A 20,429-nucleotide genomic window follows, 5' to 3' on the forward strand; every position below is an offset into this window, starting at 1 on the left:
AGCCGACACCCCAACCGCAGAGCCGGTTCTGGGACGGCTGGGTGGCGAACCCGACTGGATCCAAGGTGACGAGACCCCCGGCTGTCCCTCCTGCGCCGCCCGTATGACATTCACGGCCGAACTTGAAGAGGGATCCGACTTCGCCACCTCCGCCAACTTCGGCGGAGGTGGCCGCGGCTACGTCTTTCACTGCCACCCCTGTAGCGAGGCCGCCTTCCTCTGGCAGCGATGAAGACTGCCTGCAAGCTCATGTTCGGAGCCAGAGCCGGATCGCTGCGACAGTGACGGTGCCGTGGAAGACATAGGCCCGCTTGTCGTACCTCGTAGCCACAGCCCGGAAGTTCTTCAGGGCGTTGATCGTCCGCTCGACCTCGTTCCTGCGCTTGTAAATCGTCTTGTCGAATCCGGTGGGCCGGCCGCCCTTGCTGCCACGGCGCCGGCGGTTGGCCCGCTGGTCTCGTGGCTCGGGGATGGTGTGCTTGATCTGCCGCCTCCGCAGATAGCGACGGTTGCGCCGAGATGAGTAGGCCTTGTCGCCCCCAAGGTGATCAGGCCGGGTCCGCGGGCGTCCGCCTTCGAGACGGGCAACGCGGATGCGTTCCAGGACTGGGATGAACTGCGGGGCGTCCCCCCACTGGCCCGGCGTGACCAGGAACGCAAGCGGGCGGCGTCCGCCCTCGCTGGCAAGGTGGATCTTGCAGGTCAGTCCGCCCCGGGAACGTCCGAGTCCCTCGTCAGGGCGGTGCTGCCGGGGCCGTGATCTTTTTTCGGGACACGCGGAGCATTCCTGCGGGCCCCGGCGGCGTGTTGGTGAGCGCGGCAGGACGTCGAATCCACGCTCACCATGCTCCAGTCGATACGGCCTTCCGCATCGGCGTCGGCCTGGACGGCATGGAGGATCGCCTCCCAGGTGCCGTCGGCTGACCAGCGTCTATGCCGCTCGTAGACCGTCTTCCATTTTCCGAACCGCGTTGGTAAATCCCGCCACGGGACGCCGGTGCGCTCCCGGAAGAGGATGCCGTTGATCACCTTGCGGTGACTGACCCAGCGTCCGCCCCGCCCGCCGGTTTTCGGTAGATGCGGCAGCAGCCGCGCCCATTCGCTGTTCGTGAGATCGCCCCGCCCCATGACCATGCGAACGGACCGGGACACGAGGCGGTTCAAAGATCCGCCGGACAGGGCCTAGAGGGCCTGCTCAGCTCGTCACGTCTGTGCCATGTCCACGAACCGGGAATAGTGGAGCTGCGCGGCGACGGTCACGCGGGCCGTCGGCCCGAACCTGTTCTTCTCGATCACGAGGTCGACCTCACCGGCGCGCGGCGATTCCGGCTCGTCCGCGTCCGGCCGCTCGACCTTGATGACGATGGACGCGTCGTTCTTGATCGCCCGTGACTCGCGCATGAGGCCGTCGTCGTTGAGCTGCGACAGGGCGATGACGTGGCAGCTGAGCTGGACGGAGAGGTTCTTCAGGCCCCGGGACACGGACGCGACGGCCTGTTCGCGGGTGATGGTGCGGGACTGCTCGACCTCGACGAGCTGGAGGTAGTCGACGACGAGGAGTTCGAGGCCGCCGTCGCGGGCGCAGGCCCGTGCCGCAGAGGCGATGTCCCCCAGCGATGCGCCGTCGGGTCGGTAGACCCGCAACGGCAGCGTCTGGAACAGCTCCGGGCCCAGGCGCCGGACGGTCTCCCATCCCTCCGCGGTGAGGCCGCCCTGCTGCGTGAGGTGGTGCAGGGCGATCTTCCCCTCGGCGGCGGCGATCTTCTGCATGAGCTCGGTGCCGCTCATCTCCAGCGAGGAGAACATCACCTTGGCACCCGTCTTCGCGGCGGCGACGGCTGCGTTGAGCGCGAATGTGGACTTGCCCACGCCGGACTGCGCGGCCACGACGGTCACGTTGGCCGGCCGCATCCCCGACGTGATCATGTCGAGGTCGGCGAACCCGTACGTCAGACCGACCTTCTTGCCGTCCTGGATGTCCTCCAGGTCCGCGACGAAGTCGAGGTACAGGTCGCCGACTTTGGGCGGAGCCTCGTGCAGGCCCGGGGTGCCCGCGATGATCCCGGTGAGCTGCTGCTCGACCAGGTCGCGGACCTCGTCCTCGTCACCGGCCTCGCTGTAGGCGTACTCGAGGATGCGCTGCGCCGACTCGATGACCGCGCGCCGGTAGGCCTTGGCCCTGACGATCTCGGCGTAGTGCGGGCCGTTGGCGGCGGTGGGCACGGCGTGTACGCAGGTGTGCAGGTACGAGGCGCCACCGACGCGGGCGAGCTCGCCGCGCTGGGTCAGCTTGTCGGCGACCGTGACCGGGTCTACGGGTTCGCCGGCCGCGCGCAGGTCGCAGATCGCGCGGTGGATGGTCGTGTGCGCGGGCCGGTAGTACTCCTCGGCGACGATGCCCGTCTCCAGGGTCTCGGCGAAGAACCGGTACGACGCGCTGCCCGGGCTCCCGGACAGCATCAACGACCCGATCACGGACTGCTCGGCGTCGAGATCCTGCGGCGGCACCCGGGTGAACGCGGCCAACTGCCCGCCGTCCCGCTGTTCAAAGTCACCGCCCGGGGCGTCGGCCTGCTGGACAGGGATGCTGGTGGACACTGGAGATCTCCTGTTCGGTCAAGCGTTCAGGGGAAATCGCGGGCCGCTCCCATGCCGGGGAGCGGCCCGCACCGGGTTTGTCAGACCGGCACGGCCATCGCGCAGTCGAGGCAGCCCTTCCGGTAACGGGCCGGATGGTCCGGGCACCTCTCACGGCCGCCCGTACCGGCCCGGCCGGCCTGCCCGGGGATCGGCACCCGCGACCGGTCAGCGTGCTTGACCAGGTCCTTCCACTCCGGATGTGCGGCCATCTCCCGCGCCCGGCCCGCCACCCACTCCACCGGCAGCCCCGCCGCCAGCAGCTCCACCGCCTGAGCCCGCAGCGCCTCGCGGCTGCCGTTCAGCAGCGGACGCCCCAACGCCTGGACGTACGCGTCGACGACCACGTCAGCCCCCGACGCCTCCGGCGCAGCCGCCTCTCTCTCTCGCTCCTGGGGCCGCTGTGACGGCTGTGAGCCGAACGCGCCAGCGGGGACGAAGAAGAGAGAGTTCAAATCCTTAGAACTATTGGTGCTCGATTTGAACACCCGTGAGAGATCGATTTGAACACCCGTAGCGAGTGTTTCCGTCAGCGGGTGCTCAGATCGAGCACCCGCTGACCTGCGCTTTTTCTGCGGGTGTTCAGATCGAGCACCCGTGGCGCGGGGGGTCTTCGGCGGGTGTTCAGATCGAGCACCCGTCGATTCCAGCTGGCACACGCCGTCGACGTCGTGCCCGCCAGGGCACCCCGGTTCGTGCCCGCCCGCCAGGTCGTAGACCGGCGGCCGACGGTCCGCGCGCAGGTGGCTCACCAGGTTCGGATCCCCCGGCACCAGCACTCCCGCGGCCTTTAGCCGTCGCAGGTGTTTCAGCGCTGTGGACTCACCCATCAGGCACTCACGAGCCAGCGTCTCCGCCGACGCGAAACACCCACGCATGTCGCCATTGGTATGGTTTGCTACCCGGATCAGGATCAGCAGTTCCCCACTGTTGTTGCAGTGCTTGATGCCGACCTTGTCCACCCACGTCTGCGCCTGGTAACTCACCGCGCCACCGCCAGCGTGAGGAGGGCAGCGGCGGCTGACACGGGCAGGGCAAGGGCAGCGGCGCCGTCCGGGATGGCCCTCTCAGCGGCGAGTCGCCTCATGGCTGCCCGGCCTCTCGCGGGCGCTTTGAAGGGCTTGATCTGGCCGGTGTCGTCCACGGGCATCGCGCCGACGGCTGTATGCGGGGATGGGTATTGCTGGCTGTACAAGGGGTCATCTCCCCAGGTAGGGGAGCCGTGACCAGCAGATGTGACCTGGAACTACACCGGAGTAGTGGCGTTGCGCAATCTGTAGCGCATACTCTGGGTATAGGTGACCACGCGGGCTCTAGGGCCCACGGGCATCACCCGGCAGACGAGGTCACCTCGCTGCTCACGACTCGAGCTTTTGATCGGGTGCGAGTCGGATTTGCTAGGAAGCGGTCCCGTTGTGGCGACGGGGCCGCTTCGGCGTTTACGGGGGACGAGCAGATCGGTCCACGTCAGCACGCTTCCGTGAGTTCGAAGCCTGCGGCAGCATCAGGATGCTTCTCGGCCCAGCCCTTGAGCAGCCGCAAGTAGGCAGCACGATGCTTGGGGCGCGGCATGGAGTGGCCGTTTTCCCAACGCAGGAAAGCCATCCGGTGCACGCCGAAGGCATCGGCGACTTCCTCCTGGGTCAGACCGGAGGCCTTGCGGAGCCTGGCCCGCACGTCAGGCGGAGGCAGGACATCAGCTGGTCGGCTGAGCAGCGCGTCAACGGCCTTGAAGAGATCAGTCATCACTCCCCCTTCTGCGTGTGATCCGAAACTGTACATGGATTGCTGCGCCGGATGGTGCACTTGAGACCGTGTCAGCGTTTCAGCCCATCACATGCCCTTGTAACGGCGCGGCAGGGCACTCGGGTTACCCACTTGGGTGAACCTCGGAGTGAGACCCGCCCGGACCGCCGATCATGTGTCTCTCACGCCCCGAAGGTCAGTTCGTCAGGACCTGGCTCATTCGCTTGTTGCGCGCCGGGCCTGGAGGACGTATGCGTAGGCGGCCCCCAAGGCTCCGTACTGCGCACTGCCTTCAGTGACGAGGGCCGCGTCGGCTGCGTCGGCTGCGATCCGAAGCTGGCGAGCCACGGTTTCCGGCATGGTCGGCGCCTCCGCGAACTCCTGGAGCCGTGTGACCACCGCTTCCAGCGCTGCCTCCTTGGACACGCCGACAGGCCCTTCGGAGCTCACCAGGGCAGGGATCCAGCCGCTATCAGCATCGAGCGCGCTGCGGAGCTCTTCCACCAGCTCTTCGCTGGTCAGGCGCTTCTCGGCGTTCATGTGGGGCTCAGTCTCCAGGAGTTCAGAAGGAGGGGCCGGGCGGTGCCCCTGCGTTAGGCAGGGCACCGACCAGTGCCGTACGGACTCAGGCGAGCGGCACGGAGAAACGCAGCGTCCAACCCTTCGCGAGCACGTGCTGGGTCACCTCAACCACCCGTCCGTCGGCCGTGCGACCGACGTGGTTGATCGTCAGTACGTCCGAGCCCCCCGCCAGACCGAGGCGCGCAGCCTCGTCCGCCGTGGCCGAACGCAGTGCAATGTCCTCGGTAGCGGCATCGCCCTGGTCGAAGCCCGCCTCCTTCATACGGCTGATGATGCCGCCGACACCCGTGTCCACCTGCTCAACTCCGGCGGCCTCAGCCACGTCGACCGGGATGTACGTGGTGGCGAGCTGGACCAGGCGGTCGCCGTCGTACATCTCGCGGCTGCGCACGACGACCTCGCCGTCGACGCCCAAGAGCTCGGCAACGTCTGCCGGGGCCGCTGCGCGGCTGACGGAGACCTCGGAACGCGGCGCCCGGCCGGTGCGCTGCAACTCTGCATCGAACGCGCCGCGCGCACCGTTTTCCTCACGCTGAGCGGTGGTGTACCGGGTGCGGGCGTCGCGCACGATCGTGCCGGTCTCGCTGATCTGGTTGCTGGCCATGTGGTGCAAGCTCCTAGCTGTTGTGGTCAATGGGTATTCGGTCTGCCCGGCTCTCTAGAAAGAGGGGCAGGAGCTCCTACTTGTCACCCGGGTTCCGGGCTGTCGATGGGCCACTCATACGCGAGCGCCCATTTGTTCCGTGGCAGTACGTGAAGGCAGATCTCCACCACGCGGTCCTCCGAGGTCAGGCCCTTGTGTGTGATCTCCAGGACGGACTGATCGGCAGGAATCCCGAGGGCGCCGGCCTCATCCAGGGACGGTGCCCTGACCTCGATTTCCTCGCGAAGGCGAACCTGCTTGAAGCCCGCTTCGGCCAGCCTGGACTTGCTACCTCCCGCGCCCGTCTTCTGCTCTGCAAGGACAGGGCAGGCTTCGACCACGTCGGGCGGGAACCAGCTTGTCGCGACCTGGATGACCTCGGCTGCGTCTTCGTTGCCCGGCAGGCACGCGGACATGATCCGTGCGCGCTTCAGGGTCTTGGCGCGATGGTGCATACCGAAGATCTCTGCCACCTTCTTGGGCGGCACGTCACGATCGATGACCACCTGGTTCTTGAGAGTGAGCCCTCTCGCCTTCAGCTCTGCTTCGAAGGCTCCTGCGGCGCCGACAGCTTCGCGAATCGCGGCCAGGTAGCGGGTGGTCCGGTCGGAGAGGAGCTTTCCGACCACCAGTGAAACGAAGGTGCCCTTCCCGCGGCGCGAGAACACCAGGCCTTCGCCTTCCAACGACCCGTAGACATCCCGAGCGGTCTGGTAAGCGATGCCGTGGTCCTTCTGGAGCTGGGGGACGCCAGGCAGGCGGGACCCCGGCGGCAGCGCACCGCGCTCGATCTTGTCCCGGATGTCGGCGGCGATCCGCTCAACCTTCCCGGGCTCCTTCTTGGGCACCAGTTGCCCTTCCTTCCCCTTCGTGGCCGGCCAGCTGATCTCGCTCCCCGACGCGCACAGCATGACATGTCTAGTTGTCTCTCGAAAGTCGGAACGATCAGGGCGTGTTTTTCTTCCTGTGAAACACCAGGTCAAGCCATGTTTTGGACATTGGTTAGCTAGACAGGTTGACACTCGTCGGATAGCGGCGTTGTAATCAAGGTGCTCCAGCTCCGGTGAGTAGCCGAACGCAAGGAGTAGCCACCCCGTCATGCCATGGCGCTACTTGGCATGCCCGAACGGCTCCGACCACCGCGCCGGACCCCTTGATCGCGCAAGCGGGAGGGAAAGGAAGCGGCCATTCCTTGACAACTCCACAGCGTGATCCACCACAGCTACGACAGCCGTGACCACGCCGGCTGAGGTGAGTGGAGACCCGTCGTGAGGCGCCATCACCCCTGGTGGTGGCAGTCAGCACGGGCAGTGACCCATCAGGCGTCAGCTTCGGCTGACGGTTCGGGCCGGTAAGACGGCGCGAGCGCTCATTACTGACGGAGAGTCCGGAGGGCTGGCACCCCCACGACGCTAAAGAACGACGCGGCACAACCTTCACCGCAGACCCGACCGGACGGATCTCCCGGCGGTAGCGGTCCGCGTCTCCCGAGATCCGGCACCGCTTCCCGCGGTGTCGCGCAACCCGCAGCCTGTGCTGCCCGTCGCACACCGATCTGCCCTTGCGGCTGGGTCGGTGGCCGGCGGAGTGCGCAGGACGCACTGCTCGCCACATGACGAACCCCCAGGGATTGCAGCCCTGGGGGTTCTGGATGTGGCGGGCGCCCTTCCACAGAAAGGGAACCCACCACATGACCATCATGGCTGACGCCCCTATGGCAGTCACCCGCCCGCCTCTGCCCCGGCGGCCCATCCCGCACGAGCGGACCCCGGACCGCCCCACCCCGTCCGGCACCCGGCCCCACCCGAGGCGCGCCGCCGCGGACACCGCGCGGCACGACGACACCGACGCCCGGCAGCTGCTCGACGCGCTCTACCGCGAGTACGCGCCGATGGTGACCCGGGTCGCGGCCCGCGCGCTGCGGCCCAGCGACCGCGGCCTGGCCGACGACATCGCTCAGGAGACGTGGCTGGCCACCTGGCAACACCTGCTGCGCGGCAACGAACTGCGCAGCCCGGCCGGTTTCCTCGCGATGCGTGCCCGCCGTAGCGCGGTCGACCACTACCGGCTGGCGCGTGTCCGGCGTGAGGAGGCCGTCGACTACACCGACGGCCTGGCCGTGGCCCGCCTCGCGAGCGTGATCGGAGCCGCAGCATGACGCTCACCGTCACCCTCACCCAGCCCGGCACCGCCGATGAGATTGGCCCCCGACGCCCCGGTGCGATCTACGCGAACATCGACGGCCACTTCGAGGTCCTGGTGCTCGTCACCGACCCGGCGGAAGCCTCGCAACTTCTGCGCCGCAACGCGCGCTGGGCACTGATCGTGCGCGACACCCTGCGCGCCGACGGCCAGCCGTTCGTGGTCGGTTCGGCATGGACGACGTCGGACCACCTGGTTCGCGAGGCCGCCGCGAACGGAGGTGCGCAGTAATGGACTGGCGCCACAACGCGGTCTGCCGTGAAGAGGACCCCGACCTCTTCTTCCCGATTGGTGACACCGGCCCGGCCCTGCTCCAGATCGAGGAGGCCAAGGCCGTGTGCCGCCGCTGTCCCGTCATGGAGCAGTGCCTTCAGTGGGCCCTGGCCAGTGGCCAGGACTCCGGCGTCTGGGGCGGCCTGTCCGAGGCGGAGCGGCGCTCACTGAGGCGCCGCGCCGCCCGCCGCGCTGCCCGCCACTCCAGTGGGGAGGCGACCTCATGATCACCCACCTGACCGATGAGGAACGCGCCGAACTCTCCCGGAAGGTCCAGGAGGTCAACAAGCGGTCCGAGGAACGCCCCAAGTGAGCGCGGAAGACCTCTACGACCGCTACCAGGTCGCGCACATCGCGCACCGCTCACACCACGCCACTTGCACCGAGTGCACGGACACCAGCCGCTGCCCGACCGGGCAGCGGCTGTTCGAGTCCTTCACTCGCTTGCAGGACGCCTACCTCAACCGTCAGCGCCAGCAACGCCGTTGACGGTTGTCCCCCAGCCCGACATCGCCACCTCTGTCGGCTGCCTGACCCGCCCGGCCCGGCCCCGTCCCCCGACGGCGGCCGGTCCGGGCGGCGTCCAGGGGAGCCGCGCAGCCGCGCAGCCCATCGCCCTCCTGGAGGTTCCGATGCGCACACTCACCCCGCTGACCGCCGCATCTCGTACCCAGCCCAGCAGCCTGTGCCGGCACACCCCGAAGTGCCCGACCACCGACAGCCCCGACCGGGAGGCCGCACGCGTCGTGGCCGCCCACCCGGAACAGGGCTGGAGCCTGCTCTGCAACGGCGTCTTGGTCTTCGACGACACCGGCGAGCTGCTTCCCGATGGTCGGTCCGTGGCCCCGCACCGGCCGCTCACGGTCGTGGCCTGACCGAATCATCCGTGAACCGCCGCCCCGCCTGGGCGGCACCCGACCTGGAAGGAGGCGGCGTGGCCGCCACTCGAACCCGTAAGAGGCCCACCGCCCGCAAGAAGTCGGCAGCCCGCCCGGCTCCGCAGCCCACCGCCTCCACCACTCCCGCCGCTGACCCGGCCCCGGTCCCGGTCGGGGAGACGGACCTGGACCTGGAGACGCTGGCGTGGGTCGCGGATGCACGGGACCGGGCCGCCGACGTCATCGACACCGCGCGTGAGCAGGCCGCCGCCCTCCAGGCGGAAGCCGAGACGGCTGCCGCGCGCACCGTCGCCGACACGCACGAGCAGGTCACCGCGCTGCTGGCCGAGGCGCAGGCCCGGGCCGCGGACATCACTGCCGGCGCCGACCAGGAGGCCACCGCCCAGCGCGCGGCGGCGAAGAACGACCTGGAGACGGCTCGCGGCGAGGCCGAACGGTTCCTGGCGGAGGCCCGCGACCGTGCCGCGACCCTTGTCAAGGAGGCCCGCGCGCAGGTCGCCGAGCTGACCGAGCTGGTCACCACCGACCGTGAGGCGACCGGCAAGGCGGTTGCCGAGCTGCGGCGCATGGCCGAAGCCGACCTCACCGAGATCGGCGCCCTGGTCGACCAGCGCCGCATCGAGGCCGGCCAGATCCTTGCCCGCGCCCAGGAGCAGGCCGACGAACTGGTGGCCGCGGCGCAGCGGGAGGTCGACCAGGCCCGCGAGCGGTTCGCCCAGCTCGCGGCGACGGCGGCTGAGCAGTACGACGGCCGCCGTGCGGAGGCGGAGGCGCTGTACGCGGACGCGGTCAAGGCCGCCGACGACCGGCGCCGCGAAGCCGACGCCCACGTCGCCGCCGCACACACCGAGGCGGAGCAGGCCCGCACCGAGCTGCGCGACAAGCTGCGCGAGCTCACCGACCAATTCGACGCGGAGGCCGCGACCAAGCGCAAGGCCCTCACCGACGAACTCGCCGGGCTCAAGGCGGCGTGCGACAAGCAGCGCGAGCGGCTGCGGGAGGAAGCCAAGACCGTCGCGCAGCAGCTGCGGGAGGCCGCACAGAAGGAGGCCGACCGCATCACCACGGAGGCGAAGCGCAAGGCGGCGGGCATCACCGAGCGGGCGCAGGCCGATGAGGCCCGAGCCCGCCGGCTGCTCGAGGAAGCCCGCGAGGCGAAGAAGGCCAACTCCCGCTTCCGGGGCTGGCAGCACAACCTCAGCAGCAAGGCGTGGAAGACCGCCCCGTGGATCGCGCTCGCCGCCGGCGTCGGCCTCGCCGCTTCCGGCGAGTACGAGCTGGCCCGCATGGTCGGCATCAACCAGTACGTCGCCCCCCTGCTGCCGGTGTCCATCGACGTCTACTGCGTCACCGCGTTCCGCGCCAAGAAGGACATCCCGTACGCGCTGCTGCTGATGGCGTCGGCGAATGTCACCTACCACCTGGCGGAGCAGGCGCACCTGGTGGAGGAAGGCAAGTCCGCGCCGTGGCAGCTGACGACGTTCGTCGTGCTGATCTTCGTGGCCGTCATCTGGCGCGTCCACACGCTCATGCACGACGACGGTACGGACGGGCACGGCAGCACAGCTGCTGCGGACCGTCGTACCGGTACGGACAGCGGAAACGGAACCCCCGCCCGTACAGGTACACACCGGCGTACCGACGGTACGGACACCGCGTCGTCCAGCCGTACAGGGTCCGCCAGCCACGACCTGTACGCCGCTCACGGCTCGGTACGGCCGGACAGTACGGGCGCCGGACGGGACGGTACGGACCCTGTACACGCCGCCGCGCACCCGTCGCACGATGGCGGGACCGAAGTGGCGGTGACCAGGGCGTACAGCGACCGTACAGGCGGCGTACACACCACTCCCGAGAGGGCGGCGCGTACAGGTACACCGGCTGCGGGGCGTACCGGCACGGCTCACGCGGCCGTACAGGGGCGTACCGGCACGGTCAGTGTCCGTACACAGTCCGGCGGCGACGGTGTACCGGGTGCCCGTACAGGTACGGCTGCCGCGTCCTCTCCTGCAACCGGAATCAGCGGTGCAGGGGATACGGACCGTCCCGGTACGCCTGTACGGACGGACGCCGAACTCCTGCCGCTCGTACAGAACCTGCCGCGTGACAAGGACGGCTTCGTCACCCTCTACCAGGCCCGCACCAAGCTCAGCGTCAACCAGACCCGCGCGATCCGGCTGCTGAAGGAGGCCGGCCTGCTGCGTCCCGACGACGCGGACAAGTACCTGAAGTGATCCACCGTCCGGCACACGCCAGTGAGGGCCAGCCCGCAGCAATCGGGCTGGCCCTCACTGCGACTGCCGGAAGCAGCCACCCGTCCTTACAGCACGTTTGCCCTGATCAGAACCCGCTTCCGGCATGCCTGGGCGGGCTCGAACCACATCGAAAAGGAGTCAGCTGCCCATGTCCGGAATCGACTGGGACAAGGAGTTCAGCCGCATGGACCCCCAGAGCCCCGCCCCCCAGACACCGGAGAAGCCGGAGAAGCCCGCGACCTCGCGTTTGTCCGCCGCGGTCGGCGGGATGCGCCGCAACACGGCGGCGCTCGCCGTGTGCGGCACGATCGCCGTCGTCGCCGTGTGCGGCACGGTCGTCGCCGTCACCAGCATGCAGGCCGAGCAGGCCGCCCAGGAGCGTGCGCGCGCCAAGGAGAACGCCGCGAACGCCCTGGTCGAGGCGGAGGCCGACAAGCAGCGGGCGCAGACCGAGGAGGCCGCCGCCAAGGTCACGTACGAGCGGGAGATGACCGTCTACCGCGAGTGCATGAAGCTCCGCGCGAAGGCGGTCGCCAAGGCGGCCTCGTACGACATCGCGAAGATCCCCGAATGCGACGCCCCGACCCTCGGCGATGCGGCCTCCAAGGCCCAGGAGTCCGCCGGTGACGGTTCCGGCGGCGGCATCACCTCCAGCCCGTGGCTGTGGGTTGCGCTCGTCGGAGGCGGCGGATTCATCGCCTACAAAAAGCTCTCTGTGCCCTCTGGTTCGGGCGCGGTAACCCCCATGAACGACAAGGGATTCACCTTCGAGAAGGGTGCATGACATGACGCTTCAGTTCTTCGCTCTCGCCCTGTTCTGCTGGGCCCTGTTCTTCACCTTCAAGAAGACGAAGGGAAAGCAGATGGTGATCTGCATCATGCTGATCGTGTCCGGGATCTTCCTGCCGTACACGCCGTTCAGCGAGCAGATCCGGACCACGCTGGAGTCGGTGTTCAACACGGCGAACACGACCGTGAACAACATCGGCTCGTCGTCACGCTGAGTACACGCCAGCGGTTACCGGTTACCGGTTACAGCCCCAGGACACCCCCAGAACTGCCCGCCGGGCGGCGCGAACCGGTGTCCCACGGGCCTGTAACCGGTAACCGGTAACCGTCCGGAACCACACAGAGTCACAGAAGGGAGGGCCGTGGAACTCCTCGTACTCCTCGCCATCAGCTACCTGTTCGGCGTGGAGAAAACGCACGGGAAATACGAGCAGGCGGGAATCAAGAAACCCCCTGCCAAACCGAAAGATAAATGGACGCCGACCCGGGCCCCGGAAACATTCCGAAACGCTCCCCACAATTTCGCGGCAAAAACGCATTACGGGCTTCTGGCGGGTGCCCATATTGCCGGTGGCCTGCGGGACGGCTGGCGCTCGGCATATCTCAAAAAGCCGAGCGGGAAACCTTCCGTTTCCACTTCTGCCGGGCCCCCTCCAGGACCCTCCGCGGCCACCGTGCCGCCCAAGCCCACCACACCCCCGACTACCCCGCAGACCGCACCGACGGCGCCCCCAACGACTGCCCCGCCGACGGCGACCCCACCTGCGGGCACCCCGCCCTCGGCGGCGCCGCCGACAACACCTCCATCGCCGTCCCCGCCCCCACCGCCGACGGCTCCCCCGCCCCCGACGACCCCGCCGCCGACGGTGCCGCCGGGGTCCGCAGTCCCCCCGGTCGGCACCGTCCCGCGGCCCCGCACCGTCCCGCTGCCCGACCACATCAGGAAGGACCCCGCGATGCAGCCCAACCCGCCCGTACCGCACTCCGCGACCGTCGACGACAAGGGCATCCACGTCACGACCGCCGCCGGGAAGACCCGCACCTACAGCGGCGGTGAGGTCATGACGCTCACCCAGGTCATCGACCTCGCCGAGGGCTCGGCCACCCTGTGCCAGTCCAGCACCGAGACGTGCCTGGACCTCATGGACGAGGCCGTGCAGCTGGCCGAGGACTGCGACGGGCTCATCGCCGACATCACCGCGAAGGGCGTCGGCGCGAACCTGATCGGCAAGTGCGAGGTGCTCAAGGAGCAGCTCGACCTCCAGGCCACCGCCGCCAAGGACGTCCACGACAAGATCCAGGGCGGCGAGGAGGCCTGCCGCACCGCCTCGGCGAACGCCGAGCTCCGCCACGGGCCGATCTTCCGGGCCGTCGCCGACTCCCCCCTGACCAAGCCCGCCGAACGCGACTTCTACAACGCCCGATAGAAGAGGAGAGGCCCCGCATGAGCGCCACCGAGAACCTGAAGGACGCCGCGACCTACGCGGCCCTGCGCACCAAGTTGGCCTGGCTCACCCACAAGGTCCACGCGCACGCCCAGACCGTCACCACGCTCGCCTCCGACGTCGACGACGCCGCCGAGCAGATGCTGGACGCCGCCGAGACGATGAAGGCGCTGGCCGTCGACGACGCGACCACCAGCGAGTTCGCCGACGCCGCGCTGACCATGACCGGCGTCAAGGACGCGGCCGGCGCCTACACCTCCGCCGCCGACAGCGCCTCCGCGGCCGCCGACGACGCGAAGACCACCACCGAGAACGACCACGGAGGGATCGCCGACGCGGTGGCCACCTCCCCCGTCGACATGGCCGAAGCCGCCTTCTACACCCAGAGTTAAGGAGATCAGGACCGTGGGGCCGACCCGAGCACAGTTCATCCAGTACACGCCCGCCGCGCTCGCGGTGGTGCCTCTCGTCGCCGGCCCCTGGTCCGCCCTCGCCGCCGCAGCGGCCGGAGCGGGAGCGTGGGCCGTCAACGCCTCCGCCCCGGTGCTGCGGTCCCTGATCGCGTGCGGGTTCACGGCCACCGGCTGCGGCATCGCCGCGCACGAGGTCCTCGCCGCAGGCGGGAACCCGCTGATCGCCCTGGGGCTCGCGGTCCCGGCCGGGGCGGCCGCCCTGGCCCACCACCGCAACATCGCCGGCCACACCCCCGCCCTCACACCCGCGACCACCACCACTGGGGCGGGCGCGGCGGTCGGGCTGACGTCGCAGGCGCAGCTCATCACCGCCTGGTGGAAGGAGTTCATCTCCGGCCCCACTCAGACCGAGGACCGCAAGCTCATCCAGCCCGGCGCCAACCTGGAGCACCTCGCCCTCGAGGCTGACGACGACCACGTGTCGTTCACCGGGATCATCACCCTGCCCCAGGGCCAGCAGGTCAGGGTCAGGGCCGCCGACATCGCCGCCGTCTACCAGATCCCCGTCTCCCAGGTCGAGCTGGGAGACCCCAAGCACTACGCGCCGAACGCCTTGCCCGTCACCGTGTACCTGAAGGTGCCGGCGGTGCAGCCGCAGATCGCGGCCGGTACCCCGACGACGCCCGAGGAACTGTGGGACGCCTACGTCGGCGTGCCGGAGGGCGCGATGCCCGGCACCACCCTGACCGTCACCCGCTACGACGGGCCGCTGGACTGGGAAGGGATCGCCACCCGCGACCGCAGGGCGATCGGCACCGTCAACCTCCAGGACCTCGCAGGCAATCTGGACCTGGAGACGATCCAGATCGCCCTCGCCCCCGGCGACAAGCCCTCGCAGATGGGGATCCGGGTGATGAGGGAACACGCCCTGATGCACGGCACGATGCTCTCCTCGGTCCTGGACGAACTGTCGATGGACTCCCGCGGCTACGTCCGCGCCGGCACCTACGTGGACGGCCGGGCCGCCCTCCTGCCGCTGGCTCAGCCCGGCTCCGGCGCCCGCCACCTCTACCTCGTCGGCGGGTCCCGGTCGGGCAAGTCCGGACTGCTGGAGCAGATCCTGCTCTCCGCCCACCGCTCCGGTATCGCGGTGATCCTCGCCTCCCCGCAGGCCGGGACCATCGCCGGCGCCTCGCTGTCCGCCTACCTCGGGGACGGCCTGGACGAGGCGATGGGCGCACTGCGCCTGGCCTACGCGATGATGCTCGACCGCGAAGCCCGCTACCGCTCCCCCGCCTTCCCCTTCACCGACCCGCTGGTCCTGGTCGTCATCGACGAAGCGCACATGCTGCTCTCGGCCTCCTCCCCGTACCACCTGGAGGCGAAGGCGATCGTGGAGCAGCTGACCCGCCGGTCTCTCAAGCGGGGCATCGGCGTGGTCCTGGCCACCCAGACCCCGCTGGCCGAAGACCTCGGCAACTCCACCGTCATCCGCTCCCAGCTCCTGATCGGCGGCGGCGCGGTGTTCCTGCGCTGCGCCAAGGGCCAGGGCTCCCTGGTCGGCGCGAACGCTGTTGAGGGCGCGGAGGGCATCGACCTGTCGATGATCCCCTCGCAGTGGCCGGGCCAGTACGCCAAGGTCGCCGACCGGGACATGAGCGGCCTCGCCACTGAGGCCGCCGCCGCACCTGAGGACGGCACCTTCGGCCTGGGCTACCTCCTCACCCCCGGCTCGCAGGCCGTCCAGTTCCGCTCCCTGCACCTGGACGTGGCCCCCGCCTCCCTCGCCGGAGGCGAGCCGCCGGTCGGGATCGAGGACTGCGACGCCTGGCGGGAGCGCGACGCGATCACCCAGACCCCCATGGTCGACCGCCGCGGCAAGAACCTGATCGGCAGCCTTGCCGACCTCCTCGCCGCAGCGGAGGGCGCCCCCTCCTCGCAGGAGGCGCCCCACCACCACCCCGGCGGCCCCCAGGCAATCGCCGGATCCAGCAGGCCCGGTGCTCCTGGCGTAGCCGCGGGGGCGCCTGACGGACAGGAGCTGATCAAGCCGCGCATCCTCGAGCTCCTGCGGGAGCAGTCCATTCCGATGACCGCCGAGACCATCGCCCGAAAGCTGGGCACCTCCGCCAAAAACATCAAGCCGCGCCTGTCCGAGCTGAAGAAGCGGGACGAGGTCACCAACGAGAACGGCCTGTGGAGGGCAGCATGAACACCCGTACCGAGACCGACTTCACCCCCGTCGACCAGGACCTGTACGCGAAGGCGTTCCGGCTCCTCGACCCCACCCGGGAACCCGCGGCTCCCGCGCCGGTTCCCTTCAACCGCCCCGCCGCCCCGCCGGTGCGCCTGACCGGCCCGGTCGAGAAGACCCTCACCGATGCCCTCGCCTTCCTCGATACCCACGGCTGGGCCAGGCGCACCCTCATCCACCCCGAAGGCGCCCGCTGCTCCATCGGCGCGCTGCGTGCTGCGGCCGGCGCCCGCAACGCCGCCTACTGCGACGCCGGGAACCTCCTCCTGGATGAGGCCCGCCGCCAGCACGGCAAGCGGTGGGAGTCGATCCCCTCCTGGAACGACTCCCACACCGGAGCGCAGGTGCGTAGCGTGTGGGAGGCCGCCATCCGGCGCGCCCACCACATGAATATCTGACCCGGTTGGAGCTGCTCGTGTCGTTCTCGTTCACCAACCCCGAGCCGGACCGTGACGACCGGTCGTTCTCGTTCACCGGTCCGCAGCCGGGCAGCGACGACGGCCGCTCGTTCTCGTTCACCGGCTTGGATCCGGCCGACATCGACAGGCAGCTCCAGGCGATCACCGACATGGCCCACGAGATCCTCCGCCTCGTCGCGAACGTCCGCAGTCAGATCAACACTTGACCGCCTCCCCGCCCAGAACGCGGAGAACAGACCTCACCCAGCTCGAATCTCGCGCCCCGCCCGGACCCTCCGGGCGGGGCGTCGCTGTTCCCTGCCTGCACACCACCCATCTCTCGGGAGACCGACCACCGTGCGCCGATACCGCTACCGCTGCACCGTCTGCCGCACCACCAGCCCCGTCGTCCACGAAATCGAGGCCCTGGCCGCCGTGGGCGAGACCCACCGGCAGACCCTCCACGGCGGGCACTTCCCCGACGACGAAATGGCCGGCCAGATAGACCGCCTCGGCCGCTGGTACGCCGCCCTGCCCCCGCTGGCCGCGCTCCACGCCCGCATCGCGGACGCGCTCAGCGACCTGCGCGACATCAAGACCGTGGGCCACTACTGGTGGGCCAGCGCCGGCGCCGCCCTCCTGATCGGGGGGACGGCCGCCCTCGCCCTCCTTCTCGTCACCGCCGCCCTCTGACCACGGCTCCGACCGCCCCGCCTGGCCACCGGCACCGGCCGCCCCTACTTCGGGGGGCGGCCGGTCCCGGTGACCGGTCAGGCCGACCGGCCACCACCTTCACCTCCCGCCCCGGCGACGGACCGCCCGTCGCCGGGGCGCAGCACTGCCCGCCCTCACACCTGCTGGAGGACATCCCTTGCTCGTACCCCGTCCGCGCCGCCGGATCGGGCGCCCGCGTCCGCAGCGCCCCGGCCTGCGCTACCCGCAGCGTCCCGCCCGCCTCCCCGGCCCCTGGAGCAGGTGATGGCCGACCAGGACGAGGACCTGGTCGACGTCGACCCGAACGACCCCGGCGACGGCTCCTTGCCGGTCTTCCGGTGGAAGCAGGCCGGGCGCGAGAACCTCGCGACCCGACGCCAGCTGCGGGAGATGGGACTGCGCCCCGGCGGCCACGAGCCCGTCGCCCGGATCGAATGCCGCGGCGGGAAGCGGTGGGCGTGGCTGTACCGGATCGACCTGGCGAAGCCGAAGCTCCCCATGACGCTCGCGAAGGAGGCCGCGCTCGACAAAGCGATGGCCGCCCGCCAAACCTGCCCCCGGTGCCGCCGCCGCTACCACCACGTGCTCCACTGCGCACCCTCGGCAGCTGCCTGGAGTGTCACGACGGCACGCCGGCGGACCCCTCCAGCTACGTCGCTCCCCCGGCCACGCATCAGCTGGCCGCCTGACCAAACGAGTCACTCGAAGGAGAACCCAGCACGCAGCAAGAGGCGCACCCCCAATGCCTGGACAGCGCGGGGTGCGCCTCTCCCATGTCCGCCCGCACGGGCGGGGAACGGAGATCTCATCATGCCCGCCATCGGCGCCTTACGGCAGCCGTCCCGCACACTCGTCATCGCCGCGGCCGCCGTGCCGCTCGCCCTCGCCGCCCTCGCCGACGACGTCAGGGTCCGCCGCCAGCTGGAGGCCGCCCGCCGCGACCCGCTGTCCGGCCTGCCCGGCCGGCCCGACGTCCTGGCCTTCACCGAACGGCTCCTGCACACCGCACGCCGGGACAACGTGAACGTCCTGGTGCTCGACGCCGTCGGCTTCAAGGCGGTCAACGACACCTACGGGCACGCCGCCGGCGACGCCGTCATCCGCCACATGGGCCGACGCCTAACCGCATGGTCGGCGGGCCGCCAGGCGTTCGCAGCCCGGCTAGGAGGGGACGAATTCGCCGTCACTGCCGTCCTGCCCGCCGCGTCCGCGCTCGTGGACATCGGCGCGCTGCGTGAGCAGCTGCAGCAGCCCCTCACCCACGACGGGCGCACCCTGCGGGTGGGCATGTCGGTCGGGATCGCCCGCGCTGCGGACCTGCCCGGCGAGGACGCGAGCCGCATCCTGCGCGGCGCCGACATGGCCATGTACAAGGTCAAGACTGGGGCAGAGACGTTCCCGTACCTGGCGACCCGTGAGGACGCGTACGCCGACACGGTCAACGGCCGCCGCGCCGGCCGCACCGGCACCCACCTGCCCGTCGCATGAGCGCGCAGCCCGCACCGGAGCCGAGGCCGCGCGCCAGCCGCCAAAGGAAGCCGTTGTGGGAGCCGGGCCTCGTCCCGGCTCCCGGTTGCCTCCTGGACTGGCGGGACGGCCGGCACTTCGACCGCTGGCAGGACCTGCCCTGTGTGCTGTGCACGCAGCCCACGCCGATGCGCTCCCACTACAGCGAGCCCGTGCACAAGACGTGTGCCGAGGACTGGATCACCGCGCACCCGACCGAGGCACGCCTCGGCAGGTTCGCCTCCGACGTCCAGCCCAAACGCAAGCGCGACGACAACCACGCCTGAACCACATCCCCTTGACCGCTCCGCAAGGAGGGCTCACTCATGAGCCAGACCCCGGCTGCCTACCCGGACGCCGACCGGATCCCCTTCCCCGTCGCTGTCTCCCCGACCGCCTGCCGGCGCAGCCCCCACCTGTTCTCCCACGACGTGACCACCACGCCCGCAGCACGGGCCGACATCGAGGAGGCCAAGCGGATGTGCGCGGCCTGCCCGATCGCGGCGAGCTGCCTGAAGTGGGCGCTGTCCCACCCGGCCGAGACGCGTGTCGGGGTGTGGGCCGGTACCACCGCCCGCCAGCGCACCCGCCTCCGTGAGCGGCTGGCCGACCGCCTCGGCACCGGCTGGGTCACCGCGATCGCCGACCGCGACCAGCGCCGCAAGCACCGCGCCACCCTCACCGCTCTCCCTGTCCGCTCCACCCAGGAGCCCGCCCGATTGGAGAACCGATGACCGAGACACTCACCCACCTGACGCGCCCGTACGCACCGGACTCCCCGCTCGCGTACCTGCTCGACCTCGCCGCCGACGCCGACGGCCCCAGCGAGGACGAACAGCGCGACGACGCTCAGACCACCGCCGCCCACCACATCTACCAGGACTACCCCCACACCCTCGCCCACGTCCTGGAGGTGACGGACTGGCAGGGCTACCCGGCCTGGGAGGGTGCCGACGGCCGCCGGTTCGAACCGTCAGCCATGGCATGGCTGGACGGGGGCCTGTGGCTGCACCACACCCTGCACATCAGCGAGACCGACGGCGCCCGCGACGTCCTCACCCTGATTGTGCCGTGCACCTGCGGCCGCGGATACATCGACGTCCTGCTCGACACGGAGGACGACCTGATCGAACTCCTCTCGGAGCTGCGCCCGACCCACGGCCGCTCCCCGCACACCGACACCCCCGTCGACTGCCACAGCGTCCGAACTGCCCCGACCTTCATGCGGCTTGCGCGCTGAACAAGGAGACCCAGATCGGATCTACATGTACTCAAAGGGACGGCTCGGCAGGTGCACGGGGCGGACGTCGCGGTGATCGTCACGAACGGCCGGGTGACCGGCCCGGCTGTGGCCTTCGCCAAGCAGCAGGGCCTGCACGTCGTCGACCGCCAGACGCTCAGCGTGTGGGCGGCGGGTTCGCGTCCGCTGTGGGCCTTCTGCGGGCGGTCCCGCCCCCGCGTCGTGCAACGCCTTTGAGCTGAAAAGCGAGGCTTGTCGGTTCCACAGTTGGGACCGCGGTGTGTGATTGAGGGGAACCCGGCAAAATTGCCGGGTTCCCCTCAACTTGCTCCGTCCAGGAGGTCAGTCGACGCGTCGTTCCGGGTAGGCCCGCGCCTCCCAACGGATCTCAAGCGCCGCCAGGAAGAGGCGTACGTAGTGGAAGAGGGGCACG

The 20,429-nt window shown here is 69.9% G+C and carries 25 protein-coding genes and 3 pseudogenes; 20 read left to right on the plus strand and 8 right to left on the minus strand.

Annotated elements, in window-relative coordinates; all coding sequences use genetic code 11:
- Nucleotides 1-232, plus strand: a pseudogene (locus KUM49_RS12295) (hypothetical protein); the annotation flags it as partial.
- Nucleotides 233-247: 15 nt separating this feature from the next.
- Here KUM49_RS12295 and KUM49_RS12300 read toward each other — a convergent pair.
- From KUM49_RS12300 to KUM49_RS12330, 8 genes and pseudogenes are all read right to left on the minus strand, one after another.
- Nucleotides 248-1,128, minus strand: a protein-coding gene (locus tag KUM49_RS12300; RefSeq protein WP_217236843.1) for an IS5 family transposase whose coding sequence is annotated in 2 segments (ribosomal slippage) — nt 248-768 and nt 768-1,128 — 882 coding nt in all. Because the reading frame shifts where the segments join, the coding sequence is not laid out codon by codon here.
- Nucleotides 1,129-1,203: 75 nt separating this feature from the next.
- A complete protein-coding gene (locus KUM49_RS12305) occupies nt 1,204-2,598 on the minus strand; it encodes a DnaB-like helicase C-terminal domain-containing protein (RefSeq protein WP_308406609.1) in 1,395 nt (464 codons plus the stop codon).
- Nucleotides 2,599-2,678: 80 nt separating this feature from the next.
- The gene (locus tag KUM49_RS12310; protein WP_217236820.1) at nt 2,679-2,984 is read right to left on the minus strand and encodes a hypothetical protein; all 306 of its coding nucleotides are present in this window, start codon (nt 2,982-2,984) and stop codon (nt 2,679-2,681) included.
- A gap of 444 nt (nt 2,985-3,428) precedes the next feature.
- Nucleotides 3,429-3,623 (minus strand): annotated as a pseudogene (locus KUM49_RS50670) (helix-turn-helix domain-containing protein); the annotation flags it as partial.
- A gap of 481 nt (nt 3,624-4,104) precedes the next feature.
- The gene (locus KUM49_RS12315; protein ID WP_217236821.1) at nt 4,105-4,383 is read right to left on the minus strand and encodes a helix-turn-helix domain-containing protein; all 279 of its coding nucleotides are present in this window, start codon (nt 4,381-4,383) and stop codon (nt 4,105-4,107) included.
- Between the two features lie 216 nt (nt 4,384-4,599).
- A complete protein-coding gene (locus tag KUM49_RS12320; RefSeq protein ID WP_217236822.1) occupies nt 4,600-4,923 on the minus strand; it encodes a hypothetical protein in 324 nt (107 codons plus the stop codon).
- Nucleotides 4,924-5,008: 85 nt separating this feature from the next.
- Nucleotides 5,009-5,569 (minus strand): UTRA domain-containing protein, encoded by a 561-nt coding sequence (locus KUM49_RS12325; RefSeq protein ID WP_217236823.1) that lies wholly within the window; start codon nt 5,567-5,569, stop codon nt 5,009-5,011.
- Nucleotides 5,570-5,652: 83 nt separating this feature from the next.
- Nucleotides 5,653-6,456, minus strand: a complete 804-nt coding sequence (locus KUM49_RS12330; protein WP_308406610.1) for a GntR family transcriptional regulator — start codon at nt 6,454-6,456, stop codon at nt 5,653-5,655.
- Between the two features lie 842 nt (nt 6,457-7,298).
- Between KUM49_RS12330 and KUM49_RS12335 the strand changes: the two genes are divergently transcribed.
- From KUM49_RS12335 to KUM49_RS12430, 19 genes and pseudogenes are all read left to right on the plus strand, one after another.
- Nucleotides 7,299-7,766 carry a sigma-70 family RNA polymerase sigma factor gene (locus KUM49_RS12335; protein WP_217236825.1) on the plus strand — a complete coding sequence of 156 codons (468 nt, stop codon included), beginning with the start codon at nt 7,299-7,301 and terminating at the stop codon, nt 7,764-7,766.
- Complete coding sequence (locus KUM49_RS12340) at nt 7,763-8,041, plus strand: hypothetical protein (RefSeq protein WP_217236826.1); 279 nt, start codon at nt 7,763-7,765, stop codon at nt 8,039-8,041. The genes KUM49_RS12335 and KUM49_RS12340 overlap by 4 nt, the downstream gene beginning before the upstream one ends.
- Nucleotides 8,041-8,310, plus strand: a complete 270-nt coding sequence (locus KUM49_RS12345) for a WhiB family transcriptional regulator (RefSeq protein ID WP_217236827.1) — start codon at nt 8,041-8,043, stop codon at nt 8,308-8,310. Before KUM49_RS12340 ends, KUM49_RS12345 begins: the two co-directional genes overlap by 1 nt.
- An 82-nt stretch (nt 8,311-8,392) precedes the next feature.
- Complete coding sequence (locus KUM49_RS12350; RefSeq protein ID WP_217236828.1) at nt 8,393-8,572, plus strand: hypothetical protein; 180 nt, start codon at nt 8,393-8,395, stop codon at nt 8,570-8,572.
- Nucleotides 8,573-8,766: 194 nt separating this feature from the next.
- Nucleotides 8,767-8,958, plus strand: coding sequence for a DUF5999 family protein (locus KUM49_RS12355; protein WP_302185428.1), 192 nt, complete (start codon nt 8,767-8,769; stop codon nt 8,956-8,958).
- A 59-nt stretch (nt 8,959-9,017) separates the two neighbouring features.
- Nucleotides 9,018-11,216 carry a hypothetical protein gene (locus tag KUM49_RS12360; RefSeq protein ID WP_217236830.1) on the plus strand — a complete coding sequence of 733 codons (2,199 nt, stop codon included), beginning with the start codon at nt 9,018-9,020 and terminating at the stop codon, nt 11,214-11,216.
- A gap of 169 nt (nt 11,217-11,385) precedes the next feature.
- Nucleotides 11,386-12,021, plus strand: coding sequence for a hypothetical protein (locus tag KUM49_RS12365; RefSeq protein ID WP_217236831.1), 636 nt, complete (start codon nt 11,386-11,388; stop codon nt 12,019-12,021).
- Nucleotide 12,022: 1 nt separating this feature from the next.
- Entirely contained in the window at nt 12,023-12,241 is a 219-nt protein-coding gene (locus tag KUM49_RS12370) for a hypothetical protein (protein WP_254401131.1), read from the plus strand.
- A gap of 741 nt (nt 12,242-12,982) precedes the next feature.
- A complete protein-coding gene (locus KUM49_RS12375) occupies nt 12,983-13,453 on the plus strand; it encodes a hypothetical protein (protein ID WP_217236833.1) in 471 nt (156 codons plus the stop codon).
- A gap of 17 nt (nt 13,454-13,470) precedes the next feature.
- The gene (locus KUM49_RS12380) at nt 13,471-13,863 is read left to right on the plus strand and encodes a hypothetical protein (RefSeq protein WP_217236834.1); all 393 of its coding nucleotides are present in this window, start codon (nt 13,471-13,473) and stop codon (nt 13,861-13,863) included.
- A 13-nt stretch (nt 13,864-13,876) separates the two neighbouring features.
- The gene (locus KUM49_RS12385; protein ID WP_217236835.1) at nt 13,877-16,096 is read left to right on the plus strand and encodes a hypothetical protein; all 2,220 of its coding nucleotides are present in this window, start codon (nt 13,877-13,879) and stop codon (nt 16,094-16,096) included.
- Nucleotides 16,093-16,536, plus strand: coding sequence for a hypothetical protein (locus KUM49_RS12390; protein ID WP_254401132.1), 444 nt, complete (start codon nt 16,093-16,095; stop codon nt 16,534-16,536). The genes KUM49_RS12385 and KUM49_RS12390 overlap by 4 nt, the downstream gene beginning before the upstream one ends.
- A gap of 17 nt (nt 16,537-16,553) precedes the next feature.
- Nucleotides 16,554-16,763: a hypothetical protein gene (locus KUM49_RS12395; protein WP_217236837.1), complete on the plus strand. Its 210-nt coding sequence runs from the start codon at nt 16,554-16,556 to the stop codon at nt 16,761-16,763.
- Nucleotides 16,764-16,893: 130 nt separating this feature from the next.
- On the plus strand, nt 16,894-17,229 hold the full coding sequence (locus tag KUM49_RS12400; RefSeq protein WP_217236838.1) for a hypothetical protein: 336 nt from the start codon (nt 16,894-16,896) through the stop codon (nt 17,227-17,229).
- A gap of 285 nt (nt 17,230-17,514) precedes the next feature.
- Nucleotides 17,515-18,738 (plus strand): GGDEF domain-containing protein, encoded by a 1,224-nt coding sequence (locus KUM49_RS48245; RefSeq protein ID WP_254401133.1) that lies wholly within the window; start codon nt 17,515-17,517, stop codon nt 18,736-18,738.
- Nucleotides 18,739-18,791: 53 nt separating this feature from the next.
- Nucleotides 18,792-19,043 (plus strand): hypothetical protein, encoded by a 252-nt coding sequence (locus KUM49_RS12415; RefSeq protein WP_374200148.1) that lies wholly within the window; start codon nt 18,792-18,794, stop codon nt 19,041-19,043.
- A gap of 39 nt (nt 19,044-19,082) precedes the next feature.
- Nucleotides 19,083-19,490, plus strand: coding sequence for a WhiB family transcriptional regulator (locus KUM49_RS12420; RefSeq protein ID WP_217236841.1), 408 nt, complete (start codon nt 19,083-19,085; stop codon nt 19,488-19,490).
- Complete coding sequence (locus KUM49_RS12425) at nt 19,487-19,996, plus strand: hypothetical protein (RefSeq protein ID WP_217236842.1); 510 nt, start codon at nt 19,487-19,489, stop codon at nt 19,994-19,996. The genes KUM49_RS12420 and KUM49_RS12425 overlap by 4 nt, the downstream gene beginning before the upstream one ends.
- An 18-nt stretch (nt 19,997-20,014) precedes the next feature.
- Nucleotides 20,015-20,238 (plus strand): annotated as a pseudogene (locus KUM49_RS12430) (restriction endonuclease); the annotation flags it as partial.
- Nucleotides 20,239-20,429: the final 191 nt, after the last annotated feature.

Source organism: Streptomyces sp. AC555_RSS877, assembly GCF_019049245.1.
Taxonomy (GTDB): Bacteria; Actinomycetota; Actinomycetes; order Streptomycetales; family Streptomycetaceae; genus Streptomyces.